The sequence below is a fragment of the Klebsiella terrigena genome (assembly GCF_012029655.1).
Lineage (GTDB): Bacteria > Pseudomonadota > Gammaproteobacteria > Enterobacterales > Enterobacteriaceae > Klebsiella > Klebsiella terrigena.
Window position 1 is genome coordinate 1556111 of the sequence record NZ_CP050508.1, and the last position, 18321, is coordinate 1574431.

Below are 18321 nucleotides of genomic sequence, written 5' to 3' on the forward strand. Positions count from 1 at the left end.
TACTTCTCTTACGCTCCCGGGGATTTGCTGCGTCGCCGCTTTCCTGCAACTCGAATTATTGAGGGTTATCGCTGGCGGTGTGCAATCAGGCGGTCAGACGGTTGGCGTCTTGCGCGATAACCAGCTCTTCGTTGGTCGGGATGACCAGTGCAGGGCGGGTACCTTCTTTGTTGATGAAGCCGGACTTGCCGAAACGAGCTGCCAGGTTGCGTTCATGGTCAACATCGAAGCCCAGTACGCCCAGTTTGCCCAGAGACAGTTCACGCACCATCGCCGCGTTTTCACCGATGCCGCCGGTGAAGATAACCGCGTCCAGACGACCGTCCATCAGCGCGGTGTAGGAGCCGATGTATTTTGCCAGGCGGTGGCAGTAAACGTCCATCGCGCGCTTAGCGTCTGCTTTATCCGCGTAGTTGTCTTCAACATAACGACAGTCGCTGGTGACTTCAGTCAGGCCGAGCAGGCCGGACTCTTTGGTCAGCATTTTGTTGATAGCATCAACGCTCATGCCCAGGGAGTCGTGCAGATGGAAGATGATTGCCGGGTCGATATCGCCTGAGCGGGTACCCATGACCAGGCCTTCCAGCGGAGTCAGACCCATAGAGGTATCAACGCACTGGCCGTTACGGATAGCGGAAACAGAACCACCGTTGCCCAGATGGCAGGTGATGATGTTCAGCTCTTCAACCGGTTTGTTCAGGACTTTTGCTGCTTCCTGAGTCACGTAGAAGTGGCTGGTGCCGTGGGCGCCATAGCGACGGACGCCGTGCTCTTTGTAGAGGCTGTACGGCAGGGCGTAGAGGTAAGACTCTTCCGGCATGGTCTGATGGAACGCGGTGTCGAACACGGCAACGTTCTTGTTTTTCAGGTGCGGGAAGGATTTCAGCGCTTCAGCAATACCGATCAGATGCGCCGGGTTGTGCAGCGGTGCGAAAGAGGCGGAATCTTTGATGCCCTGAATGACGGAATCGTCAATGACCACGGAACTGGTGTATTTCTCACCACCGTGAACGATACGATGGCCAATTGCGGTCAGCTGAGCAGACAGTTCTGGTTTTTGTGCCAGAATAGTGTTAACGATAAAGTTAAGCGCTTCACTGTGAGCGGCGCCAGCGCCTAAATCTGCTTCTTGTTTGCTGCCATCCATTTTCCATTTGATACGCGCTTCAGGAAGATGGAAACATTCGGCTAAACCGGACAGATATTCGTCACCGTTGAGAGCATCAATGATAGCAAATTTCAGTGAGGAACTACCGCAGTTCAGAACCAGTACTAGCTTACTCGACATGGAAGTACCTTTTATGATACGTGGCTAAAAAAACGTCATTGTGTCACAAAGCGTAGCGCAGGATGACATCGACATTTATGATTAACATCATGCCTTGTTCTGTTTCCGGGCACGATGAGATAAGTACATTTGATTTTATGCCATTTTGGATAATTTTCAGACAATGGCAGAATATGCGATAATTTGACTAACCTGGTAAAAGGGTCTATCGCCCTTTCAGGTGGGCACAGGATACCTGATTGCCGCACCCATTGCCAAAATGTTTTGAACGTTGTCATGCACAGTTGGTGTTTTGCACGAATATTTTAAGATTTATATGTAAAGTTGAGGTACAGCCATGTCGACACCCGAGAATCGTCCCGTTAGCTTTTTCAGCTTGTTTCGCCGCGGGCAGCATTACACAAAGACCTGGCCTTTAGATAAACGCCTCGCCCCGGTGTTTATTGAAAACCGCATTATTCGCGCCACCCGCTACGCGATTCGTATCATGCCGCCGGTCGCTGTTTTTACGCTGTGCTGGCAAATTGCCCTCGGCGGCCAGCTGGGTCCCGCGGTCGCCACGGCGCTGTTTGCGTTGAGTCTGCCTATGCAGGGACTGTGGTGGCTGGGTAAACGGTCGGTGACGCCGCTGCCGCCGTCAGTATTGAACTGGTTTTATGAAGTTCGCGGCAAGCTGCAGGAGGCGGGACAGGCGCTGGCGCCGGTTGACGGTAAGCCGGATTACCAGGCTTTAGCTGACACGCTTAAGCGCGCCTTCAAACAACTGGATAAAACTTTCCTTGATGATTTGTAATTCCCTAAGGAAAACGCATATAAAAGAAGGCGCATAATTAATGCGCCTTCTTTTTTCACGCCGTAAAGTGCCACAGGAGTCAAAAAATGGAAATGACCAATGCGCAGCGCCTGATTTTGTCAAATCAGTACAAGATGATGACGATGCTCGACCCGGACAACGCGGAGCGCTATCGCCGTCTGCAGACCATCATTGAGCGTGGCTACGGGCTGCAGATGCGTGAACTGGACCGCGAATTCGGCGAGCTGACCGAGGAAACCTGCCGTACCGTCATCGATATCATGGAAATGTATCATGCGATGCACGTCTCCTGGACTAACCTCAAGGACGGCAGCGAAATCGACGAGCGTCGGGTGACCTTCCTGGGGTTCGACGTGGCCACCGAAGCGCGGCTTCTCGGCTATGTGCGCTTTATCGTCAACGTTGAGGGGCGCTACAGCCACTTTGACGCCGGCACTCACGGCTTCAATTCGCAAACGCCGATGTGGGAAAAATATCAGCGTATGCTGGCCGCCTGGCACTCATGCCCGCGCCAGTACCATTTGAGCAGCAACGAAATTAATCAAATTATCAACGCCTGATGGAGGTTTCCGTGCAGTGTAAAGGTTTCCTGTTCGATCTTGACGGGACGTTAGTCGATTCTTTGCCGGTGGTGGAACGCTCGTGGTGTAAGTGGGCGGATCGTTTCGGCATCCCGCATGATGAAGTGCTGAACTTTATCCACGGCAAGCAGGCGATAACCTCTTTACGCCATTTTTTACCCGGGCGTAGCGAAGAGGAGATTCAGGCGGAATTCCGCTACCTCGAAGCGGTAGAGGCGCAGGATACCGACGGCATTACGGCGCTGCCGGGGGCGGTTGCGCTGCTGACTCAGCTGGATAGCGCAGGCATCCCGTGGGCTATCGTCACCTCCGGTTCGGTGCCCGTCGCCCATGCGCGCCATCGCGCTGGGGGCCTGCCCGACGCTAAAATTTTCGTCACGGCGGAGCGGGTGAAGCACGGCAAGCCGGCGCCCGATGCCTATCTGCTCGGGGCCGAGCTGCTGGGGCTGGCGCCGCAGGCGTGTGCGGTGGTTGAGGACGCGCCGGCGGGATTACTGTCCGGCCTGAGCGCCGGATGCCGTACGATTGCCGTTAACGTGCCTGCCGACGCGCCGCGTCTCGATGAAGCAGACTTTGTGCTGACCAGCCTCGAAGAGCTGGAGATTGTTCGGCAGCCAGACGGCAACGTTAGCGTTACGCTTAAAGCATAATCTCATGATTTAGCCCCGCGCTGGCGGGGCTTTTTTGTGCCACAATTTCGACTCCATCTTCAGACAAGGATAAGTTGTGAACGGTGAACTGATTTGGGTGCTGTCTCTTCTTGCCGTTGCGGTCGTGCTTTTTGCCACCGGAAAAGTGCGCATGGATGCTATCGCGCTGCTGGTGATCGTCGCCTTCGTTCTCAGCGATACGCTGACTCTCAGCGAAGCGTTTTCCGGTTTTAGCGATCCGAACGTTATTCTTATCGCCGCGCTGTTTATCATCGGTGACGGCCTCGTGCGCACCGGCGTCGCAAGCAAAGTCGGCAGCTGGCTGGTGAAGGTAGCGGGCAGCAGCGAAACAAAAATGCTGATCTACCTGATGCTGACCGTCGCCGGGCTGGGCGCGTTTATGAGCTCCACCGGGGTGGTGGCTATCTTTATTCCGGTGGTGCTGAGCGTTTCTGCACGCATGAATACCTCCCCGTCGCGCCTGATGATGCCGCTGAGTTTTGCCGGGCTTATCAGCGGGATGATGACCCTGGTGGCAACGCCGCCTAACCTCGTCGTCAACAGCGAGCTGATACGCGAAGGGCTGCAGGGCTTTAGCTTCTTTAGCGTGACGCCCATTGGCCTGGTGGTTTTGCTGCTGGGCGTTTTCTACATGCTGGCGGTTCGCTTTATGCTGAAAGGCGACGAGGGCGAGCTGTCGCGCGACGGGCGTAAGAGAAGCACCTTTCGCGATTTAATCAAAGAGTACCATCTAACCGGCAGGGCGCGTCGCCTGGCGATCCGCCCCGGTTCGCCGATGATTGGCCTGCGCCTCGACGATCTTAAGCTGCGCGAACGCTACTGCGCTAACGTTATCGGCGTGGAGCGCTGGCGTCGTTTTCGGCGGGTGATTGTGAACGTTAACGGGGTATCCGAGTTCCGCGCCCGCGACGTTCTGCTGATTGATATGTCGGCTTCGGACGTCGATTTGCGCCAGTTCTGCGGGGAGCAAATGCTTGAGCCGATGGTGCTGCGCGGGGAGTATTTCTCCGACCAGGCGCTGGATGTCGGTATGGCGGAGGTGACGCTGATCCCCGACTCGGAGCTTATCGGCAAAACGGTACGTGAAATCGCCTTCCGCACCCGCTTTGGTCTCAATATTGTCGGCCTGAAGCGGGACGGTAAAGCCCTCGATGGCGCGGTGGTCGATGAGTCCCTGCAGCTTGGGGATATCATGCTGGTGGTCGGCAACTGGCGGCAGATAGCCCTGCTGGCGAAGCGCGGGCGTGATTTTGTGGTGCTAAATATGCCTATCGAGGTGAACGATGCCTCACCGGCCCACAGCCAGGCGCCGCACGCTATTTTCTGCCTGGTACTGATGGTGGCCCTGATGCTCACCGATGAAATTCCCAACCCCATTGCCGCTATTATCTCCTGTCTGTTGATGGGGAAATTTCGCTGCATCAACGCCGAGAGCGCCTATAAGGCGATTCACTGGCCGAGCATTATTCTGATCGTCGGGATGATGCCTTTTGCGCTGGCGCTGCAAAAAACCGGCGGTGTGGATTTAGTGGTTCAGGGGCTGATGGACGTTGCCGGCAGCAAAGGACCCTATTTAATGCTGGGCTGCCTGTTTGTGATGTGCGCGGCCATTGGCCTGTTTATTTCAAATACCGCAACGGCGGTGCTGATGGCGCCGATTGCGCTGGCGGCGGCGAACTCAATGGGCGTGTCGCCTTACCCCTTTGCGATGGTGGTGGCGATGGCGGCTTCGGCGGCGTTTATGACCCCGGTATCTTCACCGGTTAACACCCTGGTACTGGGGCCCGGTAAATACTCGTTCAGCGATTTTGTGAAGATCGGCGTGCCTTTTACCGTGCTGGTGATGGTGGTTTGCGTGCTGCTGATCCCGGTCCTGTTCCCGTTCTGAGCCCCGTTTTTTCCTCATGGCCCGGCCGCAGGCCGGGCTAGCGTCGATTTTACAGCGGGGAGTCCTGGCTGATTTCATCCAGAGAGAGATGAAAGCTCGGGACAAACACCTGCATAAAATAATCCATTTCATCGCTGCGGCGGGATTCCAGCGTTTTCTCGAGCCGGCCTTTGGCCAGTAAAAATTCGTTATTTCCGGCCGACAGCTCTTCGAGGCATTTCAGATAGGCGCAGAGCGCATCGGCCTGCTTGACGATTGATTTTTCCTCTTCGCTGTAGCTGTGTTCATCAATCAGCGGCGCAAAAATATCGCGCAGCTCGTCGGGGACCATATCGATAAGCTTCTGCTGAGCAATTTTCTCAATGGCCTTATATTCCTGGGCGATCTGCGAGTTGAAATATTTTACCGGTGTCGGCAGATCGCCGGTTAAAACTTCCGAAGCATCATGGTACATCGCCAGCAGCGCGATCCGCTCGGCGTTAACGTTGCCCGCAAACTTACGATTCTTAATTGCCGCCAGCGCATGGGCGACCATGGCGACCTGCAGACTATGCTCGGACACGTTTTCGGTGCGCACGTTGCGCATCAGCGGCCAGCGGTTAATCAGCTTCAGGCGGGAGAGGTGGGCAAAGAAATGACTCTGACTCATAAGGACCCTTAATCAGTGACGACATCGGGTTCCATTGTGCGCAGGGATTGCCGCCGGATGCAAATACCGGCGGCGGGTTCGACTTATCAGAGCTGGTGATAGCCGGAGAGGAAGCGGCCGAAACGTGAAATGGCCATTTCCAGATCGTCTTCGCGAGGCAGGGTCACGATACGCACGTGATCTGGCCACGGCCAGTTAAAGGCGGTACCCTGTACCAGCAGCACTTTCTCCTGCAGCAGGAAGTCGAGCACCATCTTCTGATCGTCGTGAATGTTAAAGCGCTTAGCGTCAATTTTCGGGAACATATAGAGCGCGCCTTTCGGCTTCACGCAGGAGACGCCCGGGATCTCGTTAATCAGCTCCCAGGCGCGGTTACGCTGCTCGTACAGGCGCCCGCCGGGAACAATAAACTCGCTGATGCTTTGATAACCGCCAAGGGCCGTTTGGATGGCATGCTGCGCCGGAACGTTGGCACACAGGCGCATGGAGGCCAGCATTTCCAGGCCTTCGATATAGCCCTTAGCGTGTTTTTTCGGTCCGTTCAACACCATCCAGCCCTGGCGGAAGCCGGCGACGCGGTAGGTTTTTGACAGGCCGTTAAAGGTAATCGTCAGCAGGTCGGGAGCCAGCGCGGCGATCGAGTGGTGCTGGGCTTCGTCGTACAGGATCTTGTCGTAGATTTCATCAGCAAAGATGATCAGATTATGCTGGCGAGCAATTTCGACGATCTCCAGCAGCAGCTCTTTTGAATAGACCGCGCCGGTCGGGTTGTTCGGGTTAATAATCACGATCCCGCGGGTGCGTGGGGTGATTTTTGCGCGAATATCGTCGAGATCCGGGAACCAGTCGGCGGACTCATCGCAAAGATAGTGCACTGCTTTACCGCTGGAGAGCGATACCGCCGCCGTCCACAGGGGATAATCCGGCGCCGGGACCAGCATTTCGTCACCGCTGTTCAGCAGCGCCTGCATGGCCTGGACAATCAGTTCCGATACGCCGTTGCCGATATAAATATCTTCAACCGTCACGTCGCGCATGCCGCGGGCCTGATAGTGCTGCATGATAGCTTTGCGCGCCGAGTAGAGGCCTTTAGAGTCGCAGTAGCCCTGGGCGGTCGGTAAATTACGAATGACGTCAACGAGGATTTCATCCGGGGCATCGAAGCCAAACGGCGCCGGGTTGCCGATGTTCAGCTTGAGGACTTTATTGCCTTCTTCTTCAAGACGCTTCGCTTCTTTGAGAACCGGGCCGCGGATGTCGTAACAGACGTTGTCTAACTTGCTGGATTTTTCGATAGGGGACATGAATCTTTGCCTTTTTAGCTGTTATCGCCACTCCCTGCCGTGGAAGTCAGCTCGGAACAATGTACTCTTCATCCCCGCTGTTTTGAAGGGTTAGCAGGAGAAGATTTTGCTAATTTTCTTTTTTTAGGGTAATCGATTTATCTGTTGATTGGCTTTGGTGTTTATAGAATATGCCTTTAAGTCGTATTTTATTGGTCAGATCTTGTGGTTTTATCGCCATATGATGAGCGTTTATCTGGTTTGAGGTGACGGGGAGGTCCTGCGCTGATACTTTTTTGCTCACAAAAAAGCACTATGCTTTTAACTGACGGGGGACGACTGTAGCGGTAATGTTAAATATACTTAATAAAAACATCTAAGAGATTAATGAGTCTTATTTTTTGGCAATGAATAATCCTGGTTTTGTTAATTTAATTAAAGTCCTGAAAAAATGTTTAAAATTATCTTTAATAATACTGATTTGCCCTTATAAATAAGGCGGTTTTCGGTTAGGATGTCGTTGTTAATATCAAATAAACCTCGTAAATAATGCGGTTTTTCTTATTAATATATTGTTATTGCAGGCTTTTTGTTTGTCGTTCAGCAAGCTTTTGCGCAGGCAGACTGCGTATTGACGTGCAGGGCTGCGCTGTAGATGGCTTTTTTGAATCAGGTCACATAAAGCGGCTCGCCGTAATTAGAAAAGGCTTAGGCGTACGAACAAAATATGACTCAGAGGTTCCGCACAATTGACGCGGACGAGCACTTTCAAATGCAATAACGTTCTTCCAGCTGTCGCCCGTTTCCTTTTTGCGGATGACACGAGGCTCAAGGAATAGCCGGAAACCTGGAGCACAGCATCAACAAGGCAGGTCAGCGATAGCTACCTGTGAGTGAAGCAACATGATAAATGCAAATCGTCCAATACTAAATCTCGACCTCGATCTGCTGAGAACGTTTGTTGCCGTTGCCGATTTGAGTACGTTTGCTGCCGCCGCTACGGCGGTGCGCCGTACTCAGTCTGCGGTGAGCCAGCAGATGCAGCGGCTGGAGCAGCTGGTCGGAAAAGAGCTCTTTGCCCGCCACGGGCGCAATAAGCTATTAACTGAGCAGGGCATTCAGCTGCTCGGCTATGCGCGTAAAATTCTGCGCTTTAACGACGAAGCCTGCATGTCGTTGATGTTTAGCAGCCTGCAGGGGACGTTGACTATCGGCGCCACCGACGAAACGGCGGATACCATTTTACCGTTTTTGCTTAATCGGATCGGCAGCTTCTACCCGAGGCTGACCCTCGAAATTAAGGTTCTCAATCATGCCGAGGCGGTGGAGAGGCTGGCAAACGGCGCGATAGATCTCGCGTTGACCACCCATCAGTCTGACAGCTTTGAAATGCTGACGCTGCGCACGTCGCCAACCCTGTGGTACTGCGCGGCGGACTACGTGCTGCCTCACGAGGCGTCGGTACCGCTGATCCTGCTTGAGGGGCCCGGGCCCTTCCGGGATGATATTACCTCGGCGCTCAATAGCGCGCAGACGCCGTGGCATTTGGCCCATTCGGCATCCTCACTGGCGGGCGTTAAAGCGGCGGTGAAAGCCGGGCTTGGCGTAACGGCGCGGCCGGTTGAAATGATGAGTCCCGAGCTGCGGGTGGTTGGCAAGAGCGACGGCCTGCCGGGGTTACCGGATACTCGCTACGTTTTGAGCTGCGATCCGCAGAGCGTGAGCGAACTGGCGCAGGCCATCTTTCAGTCGCTGAGCCAGGACCATAATCCCTGGTCGTCGGACCCGCTCTTTACCCCCGAAGGGGGAGGCCATACCCTCATCTCCTGAGGGGGATTTAAGCTACATTGGTCACAAAAAGCTGGTAACAAAATGTAAATGCAAAAAGGAGCCGCTGAGGTGAGAATTAGACCCTGCGGCTCTTTTTTTTCTTATTTTACAGTGATTTTTAATATATTGTTGTTTTATTGTTATGTATATCAGTCGGTTAGCGACAATCCGACCGACACTTCTCTACTTTTCCCTGCACTTTCAATAGTTCATGCTAATGTTAAAAAACCGGCCAGTTTGTTGCTGTTTTTTTGGTTTAATTAACAAAAGCGTGTCACAGATCAAGAAAATACCCCTCCTTAGGGGGAGGAATCGAGGCTAAATCCTGTCAAAATAGACGGGTAATTATGATTTACAATGGAAACGGACACGATTCAACAACACTAAATCCAATTGGTATGCAAGGTTATTTCGCATAAAAGGGCATTTAATGTTAATGAAAAAAACCTAATGTAAATTAATGTTGTTAAAACTTTTGTTGAAGTTGACAAAAGGTTAAAGAAAGGGGTAAAAAGCCAGCGCATATGGCCTTCTACGATAAGTAGGGACGCTTTTTTGCAAGGTTATTTTTTTATTCCTCCCCGTGAAACGCTGTGGCGTTCATCTGCCAGTAAGAGCAGAGGGTTTAGCGCTACACTTTTTTGGTTAAGCAATGCGTATGTCAACATCCACTGAAGTCATCGCTCATCATTGGGCATTCGCTATATTTCTCATCATTGCCATCGGCCTGTGCTGCCTGATGCTTGTCGGGGGCTGGTACCTCGGCGGTCGCGCGCGCGCGCGAAGCAAAAACACGCCGTTTGAATCGGGGATCGACTCCGTTGGTTCGGCTCGCTTACGTCTTTCTGCGAAGTTTTATCTGGTTGCCATGTTCTTCGTTATCTTCGACGTGGAAGCCCTGTATCTCTACGCATGGTCGACCTCTATCCGTGAAAGCGGTTGGGTTGGCTTTGTGGAAGCCGCAATTTTCATTTTAGTGCTACTGGCTGGTCTGGTTTATCTCGTACGTATCGGTGCACTGGACTGGACGCCTGCGCGTTCCCGTCGCACGCTGGTTAACTCAGAAACAGACAGTCCCACTAACCGTCATATGCAGTAAAAGCGAGGCAATAAGATGGATTATACGCTCACCCGCATAGATCCTAACGGTGAGAACGACCGTTACCCCCTGCAAAAACAGGAGATCGTAACTGACCCCCTGGAGCAAGAAGTCAACAAAAGCGTGTATATGGGGAAACTCGAACACGCGCTGCATGACATGGTGAACTGGGGCCGTAAGAACTCAATCTGGCCCTATAACTTCGGCCTTTCTTGCTGCTACGTAGAAATGGTGACGTCATTCACCGCGGTGCATGACGTCGCGCGTTTTGGCGCGGAAGTTCTGCGTGCCTCTCCTCGTCAGGCTGACCTGATGGTGGTCGCGGGCACCTGCTTCACCAAGATGGCACCGGTTATTCAGCGTCTTTACGATCAGATGCTGGAGCCGAAATGGGTTATCTCCATGGGGGCGTGTGCCAACTCCGGCGGTATGTACGATATTTATTCTGTCGTGCAGGGCGTAGATAAATTTATTCCGGTTGATGTTTACATCCCGGGCTGTCCGCCGCGTCCGGAAGCTTATATGCAGGCGCTGATGCTGCTGCAGGAATCTATTGGTAAAGAGCGCCGTCCTCTCTCGTGGGTGGTTGGCGATCAGGGCGTTTATCGCGCCAACATGCAGTCGGAACGTGAGCGTAAACGCGGCGAACGCATTGCAGTGACCAATCTGCGGACTCCGGACGAGATTTAATTTGCGCCTGCGGGCGGCGGCAAAATACTTCGCAAATCAATCTACAACAGCGCGAAGCGTCGCCCGGCAGTCACCACGGACCTTTTGCAATGGTGAACAATATGACCGATTTAAACGCGCATGACGCCGCACCAGCCTGGCAAACCCGCGATCACCTTGATGACCCGGTGATCGGCGAACTGCGCAATCGTTTTGGCCCGGATGCCTTTACCGTTCAGCCAACCCGTACCGGCGTACCGGTAGTTTGGGTGAAGCGCGAGCAGCTGCTTGAGGTGGCCGATTTCCTGAAGAGATTGCCAAAACCTTACATCATGCTGTTCGATCTGCACGGCATGGACGAACGTCTGCGCACCCACCGTGACGGGCTACCCGCCGCGGATTTTTCCGTTTTCTATCACCTGATTTCTATTGAACGCAATCGCGATATCATGCTCAAGGTAGCATTATCCGAAAACGATCTGCGCGTTCCGACATTGACCAAACTGTTCCCTAACGCCAACTGGTATGAGCGTGAAACGTGGGAAATGTTTGGCATTGATATCGAAGGCCACCCGCACCTGACGCGCATCATGATGCCGCCGACCTGGGAAGGCCACCCGCTGCGTAAAGACTATCCGGCACGCGCCACCGAATTCGACCCGTTTGAGCTGACGAAAGCGAAACAGGATCTGGAAATGGAAGCGCTGACCTTCAAGCCGGAAGAGTGGGGCATGAAGCGCGGGACCGAAAATGAGGACTTTATGTTCCTTAACCTCGGCCCGAACCACCCCTCCGCGCACGGTGCTTTCCGTATCGTTCTGCAGCTGGATGGCGAAGAGATCGTCGACTGCGTTCCGGATATCGGCTACCACCACCGCGGTGCTGAAAAAATGGGCGAGCGCCAGTCGTGGCACAGCTACATTCCTTACACCGACCGTATCGAATATCTCGGCGGCTGCGTCAATGAGATGCCGTACGTGCTGGCGGTAGAAAAGCTGGCGGGTATTACCGTGCCGGATCGCGTCAACGTGATTCGCGTGATGCTCTCCGAGCTGTTCCGCATCAACAGCCACCTGCTGTACATCTCCACCTTTATTCAGGACGTTGGCGCCATGACGCCGGTGTTCTTTGCCTTTACCGATCGCCAGAAAATCTACGATCTGGTAGAAGCCATCACCGGTTTCCGTATGCACCCTGCGTGGTTCCGCATCGGCGGCGTCGCGCATGACCTGCCGCGCGGCTGGGATCGCCTGCTGCGTGAATTCCTTGAGTGGATGCCAAAGCGTCTGGATTCCTACGAAAAGGCCGCGCTGCGTAACAGCATTCTGATTGGCCGTTCGAAAGGGGTGGCCGCTTACAATGCGAAAGAAGCGCTGGAGTGGGGCACCACCGGTGCTGGCCTGCGCGCGACCGGCATTGGCTTCGACGTGCGTAAATGGCGTCCGTATTCAGGCTATGAAAACTTCGACTTTGAAATCCCGACCGGCGGCGGCATCTCCGACTGCTACACCCGCGTGATGTTAAAAGTCGAAGAGCTGCGCCAGAGCCTGCGCATCCTTCAGCAGTGTCTCGATAATATGCCGGAAGGGCCGTTCAAGGCGGATCATCCGCTGACCACGCCGCCGCCGAAAGAGCGCACGCTGCAGCATATCGAAACCCTGATCACCCACTTCCTGCAGGTTTCCTGGGGCCCGGTTATGCCGGCCAACGAATCCTTCCAGATGGTTGAAGCGACGAAGGGTATTAACAGTTACTACCTGACCAGCGACGGCAGCACCATGAGCTATCGCACCCGCATCCGCACGCCGAGCTATGCGCACCTGCAGCAGATTCCGGCGGCGATTCGCGGCAGCCTGGTATCCGATCTTATCGTATATCTGGGTAGTATCGATTTTGTTATGTCAGACGTGGACCGCTAATTATGCACGAGAATCAACAACCACAAACCGAGGCTTTTGAGCTGAGTGCGGCAGAGCGTGAGGCAATTGAGCACGAGAAGCACCACTACGAAGACCCGCGTGCGGCGTCCATCGAAGCGCTGAAGATCGTTCAGAAACAGCGTGGCTGGGTGCCGGATGGCGCGATCTATGCGATCGCCGACGTACTGGAGATCCCGGCAAGCGATGTCGAAGGCGTTGCGACCTTCTACAGCCAGATCTTCCGTCAGCCGGTTGGCCGTCACGTCATTCGCTACTGCGACAGCGTGGTGTGTCACATCACCGGCTATCAGGGGATTCAGGCAGCACTTGAGCAAAAGCTGAATATCAAGCCGGGTCAGACAACGTTTGATGGCCGTTTTACCCTGTTACCGACCTGCTGTCTGGGTAACTGTGATAAAGGCCCAAGCATGATGATTGATGAAGACACCCACAGTCATCTGACGCCGGAAGGAATTCCTGATTTGCTGGAGCGGTATAAATGAAAAACGTTATCCGAACTCCCGAAACGCATCCGCTAACCTGGCGCCTGCGCGATGACAAACAGCCGGTATGGCTGGATGAGTATCAGAGCAAAAACGGCTACGAGGGCGCCCGTAAGGCGCTGCTGGGCCTGGCGCCGGATGAGATCGTCAACCAGGTAAAAGACGCCGGCCTGAAAGGGCGCGGCGGCGCGGGCTTCTCCACCGGTCTGAAGTGGAGCCTGATGCCGAAAGACGAATCCATGAACATCCGTTACCTGCTGTGTAATGCCGATGAGATGGAGCCGGGCACCTATAAAGACCGCCTGCTGATGGAGCAGCTGCCGCACCTGCTGGTGGAAGGCATGCTGATCTCCGCGTTTGCGCTGAAAGCGTACCGCGGCTACATCTTCCTGCGCGGCGAATATATTGAAGCGGCGGTCCATTTGCGCCGCGCCATTGCCGAAGCGACCGAAGCCGGCCTGCTGGGCAAAAACATTCTCGGCACCGGTTTCGATTTCGAACTGTTCGTGCACACCGGGGCAGGGCGTTACATCTGCGGCGAAGAGACCGCGCTGATTAACTCCCTCGAAGGTCGTCGCGCCAACCCGCGCTCCAAGCCGCCGTTCCCGGCGAGCTCCGGCGTGTGGGGTAAGCCGACCTGCGTCAACAACGTCGAAACCCTGTGTAACGTCCCGGCCATTCTGGCCAACGGCGTCGAATGGTACCAGAACATCTCTAAGAGCAAAGATGCGGGTACCAAGCTGATGGGCTTCTCCGGTCGGGTGAAGAACCCGGGCCTGTGGGAGCTGCCGTTCGGTACCACCGCGCGTGAAATCCTCGAAGACTATGCCGGCGGTATGCGTGATGGCCTGAAGTTTAAAGCCTGGCAGCCGGGTGGCGCAGGGACTGACTTCCTGACCGAAGCGCATCTCGACCTGCCGATGGAGTTCGAAAGTATTGGCAAGGCGGGCAGCCGTCTGGGTACCGCGCTGGCGATGGCCGTCGACCACGAGATCGGCATGGTTTCGCTGGTGCGTAACCTTGAAGAGTTCTTCGCCCGCGAGTCCTGCGGCTGGTGTACGCCCTGTCGCGATGGCCTGCCGTGGAGCGTGAAGATCCTGCGCGCCATTGAGCGCGGCGAAGGCCAGCCGGGTGATATCGAGACACTTGAGCAACTGTGTCGATTCCTTGGGCCGGGTAAAACCTTTTGCGCGCATGCGCCAGGCGCGGTCGAACCGCTGCAAAGCGCCATTAAATATTTCCGCGACGAATTCGAAGCAGGCATTAAGCAGCAGTTCAGTAATACCCATGCAATCAGCGGGATTCAGCCGAACCTGCTTAAGACGCGCTGGTGATTCCCACCGACTCGTTCAGCCGGCGCCAGGGCGACAGCTGAGTGAGGAAGTGGTAACGATTTTTTTAATTTGGAAGCATGCTAATGGCTACGATTCATGTAGACGGCAAAGAATACGAGGTCAACGGAGCGGACAACCTGCTAGAGGCTTGTCTCTCTCTCGGTCTTGATATTCCATACTTTTGCTGGCACCCGGCGCTCGGCAGCGTCGGCGCTTGCCGCCAGTGTGCGGTGAAGCAATATCAAAACGCGGAAGACACGCGTGGTCGCCTGGTGATGTCCTGTATGACACCGGCATCCGATGGTTCCTTTATTTCTATCGACGACGCTGAAGCGAAACAGTTCCGCGAAAGCGTGGTTGAGTGGCTGATGACCAACCACCCGCACGACTGTCCGGTCTGCGAAGAGGGCGGTAACTGCCACCTGCAGGATATGACCGTGATGACCGGTCATAGCTTCCGTCGCTACCGCTTTACCAAGCGCACCCACCGCAATCAGGATCTGGGGCCGTTCATCTCGCACGAAATGAACCGCTGCATCGCCTGCTACCGCTGCGTACGCTACTACAAAGACTACGCTGACGGCACCGATCTGGGCGTTTATGGCGCTCACGACAACGTCTACTTCGGTCGCCCGGAAGACGGCGTACTGGAGAGCGAATTCTCCGGCAACCTGGTTGAAGTCTGCCCGACCGGCGTATTCACCGATAAAACGCACTCCGAGCGCTATAACCGTAAATGGGATATGCAGTTTGCGCCAAGCATCTGCCAGCAGTGTTCCATCGGTTGCAACATCAGCCCGGGTGAGCGTTACGGCGAGCTGCGTCGTATCGAAAACCGCTATAACGGCACCGTCAACCGCTACTTCCTCTGCGACCGCGGTCGTTTCGGCTATGGCTACGTGAACCTGAAAGACCGTCCGCGTCAGCCGGTTCAGCGCCGCGGCGACGATCTGATCGCCCTCAACGCCGAGCAGGCCATGCAGGGTGCGGCGGATATTCTGCGTCAGTCGAAAAAAGCGATCGGCATCGGATCCCCGCGCGCCAGCCTCGAAAGCAACTTTGCGCTGCGCGAGCTGGTCGGCGCCGAGAACTTCTATACCGGCATCGCTAAAGCCGAGCAGGAACGTCTGCAGATGATGCTGACGGTGCTGCGCGACGGCGGTATTCATACCCCGGCGCTGCGCGACATTGAATCCTACGATGCGGTACTGGTGCTGGGTGAAGATATTACCCAAACCGGCGCCCGCATTGCGCTGGCCGTACGCCAGGCGGTGAAAGGTAAAGCGCGTGAAATGGCCGCGGCGCAGAAAGTCGCCGACTGGCAGATTGCCGCGATCCTTAATATCGGCCAGCGTGCGAAGCATCCGCTGTTTGTCACCAATATCGACGACACCCGTCTGGACGACGTCGCCGCGTGGACCTACCGCGCGCCGGTTGAAGATCAGGCGCGGCTGGGCTTTGCCATTGCGCACGCGCTGGATGAAACCTCGCCGGCGGTGGAAGGCCTGAGCAAAGATCTGCAGGGCAAAATTGACGTGATCGTCCAGGCGCTGGCCGGGGCGAAGAAACCGCTGATCGTTTCCGGAACCAACGCCGGCAGCATCGAGATTATTCAGGCCGCGGCGAACGTCGCTAAGGCGCTGAAAGGTCGCGGCGCAGACGTCGGCGTGACCATGGTTGCCCGCGCGGTGAACAGCGTCGGTCTGGGTATGATCGGCGGCGGTTCACTGGAAGAGGCGTTGAGCGAGCTGGAAACCGGCGCTGCCGATGCGGTTATCGTGCTGGAAAACGATCTGCATCGCCACGCTTCCGCCGCGCGCGTAGACGCTGCGCTGGCCAAAGCGCCGCTGGTGATGGTCGTTGACCATCAGCGCACCGCGATCATGGAAAAAGCACATCTGGTGCTCTCTGCGGCAAGCTTTGCAGAAAGTGACGGCACGGTGGTCAACAACGAAGGCCGCGCCCAGCGTTTCTTCCAGGTTTATGACCCGGCCTACTACGATGCGAATACCGTGATGCTGGAGAGCTGGCGCTGGCTGCATTCGCTGCACAGCACCGTCGACAACCGTCAGGTTGACTGGACGCAGCTGGACCACGTCATTGACGCGGTAGTGGCTAAGCTGCCGCAGCTGGCAGGCATTAAAGATGCCGCGCCGGACGCGAGCTTCCGCATTCGCGGTCAGAAGCTGGCCCGTGAACCGCATCGTTACAGCGGCCGCACGGCGATGCGCGCCAATATCAGCGTGCATGAACCGCGCCAGCCGCAGGACAAAGACACCATGTTTGCCTTCTCGATGGAAGGGAACAACCAGCCGTCCGCGCCGCGTTCGCAAATTCCGTTTGCGTGGGCACCGGGCTGGAACTCCCCGCAGGCGTGGAATAAATTCCAGGATGAAGTGGGCGGTAAGCTGCGCCACGGCGATCCGGGCGTGCGCCTGATTGAGGCTTCCGCCGAGGGTCTGGATTACTTCACCGCGGTGCCGACAAGCTTCCAGGCCGAAGAAGGGAAATGGCGGATTGCGCCGTACTACCATCTGTTCGGCAGCGATGAGCTGTCGCAGCGCTCGCCGGTGTTCCAGAGCCGCATGCCGCAGCCGTATCTCAAGCTTAACCCGGAAGATGCGGCGAAGCTTGGCGTCAACGCGGGGGCGATGGTCTCCTTCAGCGTTGAGGGTCATCTGCTTAGCCTGCCGCTGATTATCTCTGCGGGCCTGACGGCAGGGCAGGTTGGCCTACCGATGGGCATGCCTGGCATTGCGCCGGTTCTGACCGGAGCGCGTATTGATACTCTGCAGGAGGCAAAAGCATGAGTTGGTTAACTCCGGATCTCATCGACATTCTGTTAAGCATCCTGAAGGCGGTGGTCATTCTGCTGGTGGTTGTCACCTGTGGCGCATTCATGAGCTTCGGCGAACGTCGTCTGCTCGGGCTGTTCCAGAACCGCTACGGACCTAACCGCGTCGGCTGGGGCGGTTCGCTGCAGCTGGTTGCCGACATGATCAAAATGTTCTTTAAAGAGGACTGGGTTCCGCGCTTTACCGATCGCGTGATCTTTACTCTGGCACCGGTTATTGCCTTTACCTCGCTGCTGCTGGCCTTTGCTATTGTGCCGGTCAGCCCGTCGTGGGTGGTGGCCGACCTGAACATCGGCATCCTGTTCTTCCTGATGATGGCAGGCCTGGCGGTCTACGCGGTGCTGTTTGCCGGCTGGTCGAGTAATAACAAATACTCGCTGCTGGGCGCGATGCGCGCCTCCGCGCAGACGCTGAGCTACGAAGTGTTCCTCGGCCTCTCGCTGATGGGCGTGGTGGCGCAGGCGGGATCGTTCAATATGGGCGATATCGTCAACAACCAGGCGCATCTGTGGAACGTTATCCCGCAGTTCTTTGGCTTTGTTACCTTTGCGATTGCGGGCGTGGCCGTGTGTCACCGTCACCCCTTCGACCAACCGGAAGCCGAGCAGGAACTGGCCGATGGCTACCACATTGAATATTCCGGCATGAAGTTCGGTCTGTTCTTCGTCGGTGAATATATCGGGATTGTCACCGTATCGGCGCTGATCGTGACGCTGTTCTTCGGTGGCTGGAATGGCCCATTCTTACCTCCGTTCATCTGGTTCGCACTGAAAACCGCGTTCTTCATGATGATGTTCATTTTGATCCGCGCATCATTACCGCGTCCACGTTATGACCAGGTAATGTCCTTTGGCTGGAAGGTATGCCTGCCATTAACGCTGATCAACTTGTTGGTAACGGCGGCTGTCATTCTCTGGCAGGCGCAATAAGGGGTGAAT

The 18321-nt window shown here is 55.5% G+C and carries 15 protein-coding genes; 12 read left to right on the plus strand and 3 right to left on the minus strand.

What is annotated here, in order from left to right:
* Positions 1–85: 85 nt before the first annotated feature.
* A complete protein-coding gene (gene ackA, locus HCK03_RS07445; RefSeq protein WP_041146570.1) occupies positions 86–1288 on the minus strand; it encodes an acetate kinase in 1203 nt (400 codons plus the stop codon).
* 337 nt (positions 1289–1625) lie between these two features.
* Between ackA and yfbV the strand changes: the two genes are divergently transcribed.
* From yfbV to HCK03_RS07465, 4 genes are all read left to right on the plus strand, one after another.
* Positions 1626–2081 carry a terminus macrodomain insulation protein YfbV gene (yfbV, locus tag HCK03_RS07450; RefSeq protein WP_041146569.1) on the plus strand — a complete coding sequence of 152 codons (456 nt, stop codon included), beginning with the start codon at positions 1626–1628 and terminating at the stop codon, positions 2079–2081.
* 86 nt (positions 2082–2167) lie between these two features.
* Positions 2168–2662 carry a YfbU family protein gene (locus HCK03_RS07455; protein WP_041146568.1) on the plus strand — a complete coding sequence of 165 codons (495 nt, stop codon included), beginning with the start codon at positions 2168–2170 and terminating at the stop codon, positions 2660–2662.
* 11 nt (positions 2663–2673) lie between these two features.
* Positions 2674–3333, plus strand: a complete 660-nt coding sequence (locus HCK03_RS07460; protein WP_115193908.1) for a sugar phosphatase — start codon at positions 2674–2676, stop codon at positions 3331–3333.
* 76 nt (positions 3334–3409) lie between these two features.
* Entirely contained in the window at positions 3410–5242 is a 1833-nt protein-coding gene (locus tag HCK03_RS07465; protein ID WP_167691345.1) for an SLC13 family permease, read from the plus strand.
* Between the two features lie 49 nt (positions 5243–5291).
* On the opposite strand, the gene yfbR is transcribed toward HCK03_RS07465, so the two are convergent.
* Entirely contained in the window at positions 5292–5891 is a 600-nt protein-coding gene (gene yfbR, locus HCK03_RS07470) for a 5'-deoxynucleotidase (protein ID WP_041146566.1), read from the minus strand.
* 86 nt (positions 5892–5977) lie between these two features.
* Positions 5978–7195 (minus strand): alanine transaminase AlaA, encoded by a 1218-nt coding sequence (gene alaA, locus HCK03_RS07475; protein WP_041146565.1) that lies wholly within the window; start codon positions 7193–7195, stop codon positions 5978–5980.
* A gap of 882 nt (positions 7196–8077) precedes the next feature.
* Here alaA and HCK03_RS07480 point away from each other — a divergent pair.
* The 8 genes from HCK03_RS07480 (at position 8078) to nuoH (ending at position 18312) form a co-directional block, all read left to right on the plus strand.
* Positions 8078–9004, plus strand: coding sequence for a LysR family transcriptional regulator (locus HCK03_RS07480; protein ID WP_076945794.1), 927 nt, complete (start codon positions 8078–8080; stop codon positions 9002–9004).
* A gap of 652 nt (positions 9005–9656) precedes the next feature.
* Entirely contained in the window at positions 9657–10103 is a 447-nt protein-coding gene (gene nuoA / locus HCK03_RS07490) for an NADH-quinone oxidoreductase subunit NuoA (protein WP_004865103.1), read from the plus strand.
* 15 nt (positions 10104–10118) lie between these two features.
* On the plus strand, positions 10119–10793 hold the full coding sequence (nuoB, locus tag HCK03_RS07495) for an NADH-quinone oxidoreductase subunit NuoB (protein WP_002913178.1): 675 nt from the start codon (positions 10119–10121) through the stop codon (positions 10791–10793).
* An 89-nt stretch (positions 10794–10882) separates the two neighbouring features.
* Positions 10883–12691, plus strand: coding sequence for an NADH-quinone oxidoreductase subunit C/D (gene nuoC / locus HCK03_RS07500; RefSeq protein ID WP_041146563.1), 1809 nt, complete (start codon positions 10883–10885; stop codon positions 12689–12691).
* A gap of 2 nt (positions 12692–12693) precedes the next feature.
* On the plus strand, positions 12694–13194 hold the full coding sequence (gene nuoE, locus HCK03_RS07505; RefSeq protein ID WP_041146562.1) for an NADH-quinone oxidoreductase subunit NuoE: 501 nt from the start codon (positions 12694–12696) through the stop codon (positions 13192–13194).
* On the plus strand, positions 13191–14528 hold the full coding sequence (gene nuoF / locus HCK03_RS07510) for an NADH-quinone oxidoreductase subunit NuoF (RefSeq protein WP_167691346.1): 1338 nt from the start codon (positions 13191–13193) through the stop codon (positions 14526–14528). The genes nuoE and nuoF overlap by 4 nt, the downstream gene beginning before the upstream one ends.
* A gap of 83 nt (positions 14529–14611) precedes the next feature.
* Positions 14612–17338: an NADH-quinone oxidoreductase subunit NuoG gene (gene nuoG / locus HCK03_RS07515; protein WP_167691347.1), complete on the plus strand. Its 2727-nt coding sequence runs from the start codon at positions 14612–14614 to the stop codon at positions 17336–17338.
* A complete protein-coding gene (gene nuoH, locus HCK03_RS07520; protein WP_041146559.1) occupies positions 17335–18312 on the plus strand; it encodes an NADH-quinone oxidoreductase subunit NuoH in 978 nt (325 codons plus the stop codon). The genes nuoG and nuoH overlap by 4 nt, the downstream gene beginning before the upstream one ends.
* Positions 18313–18321: the final 9 nt, after the last annotated feature.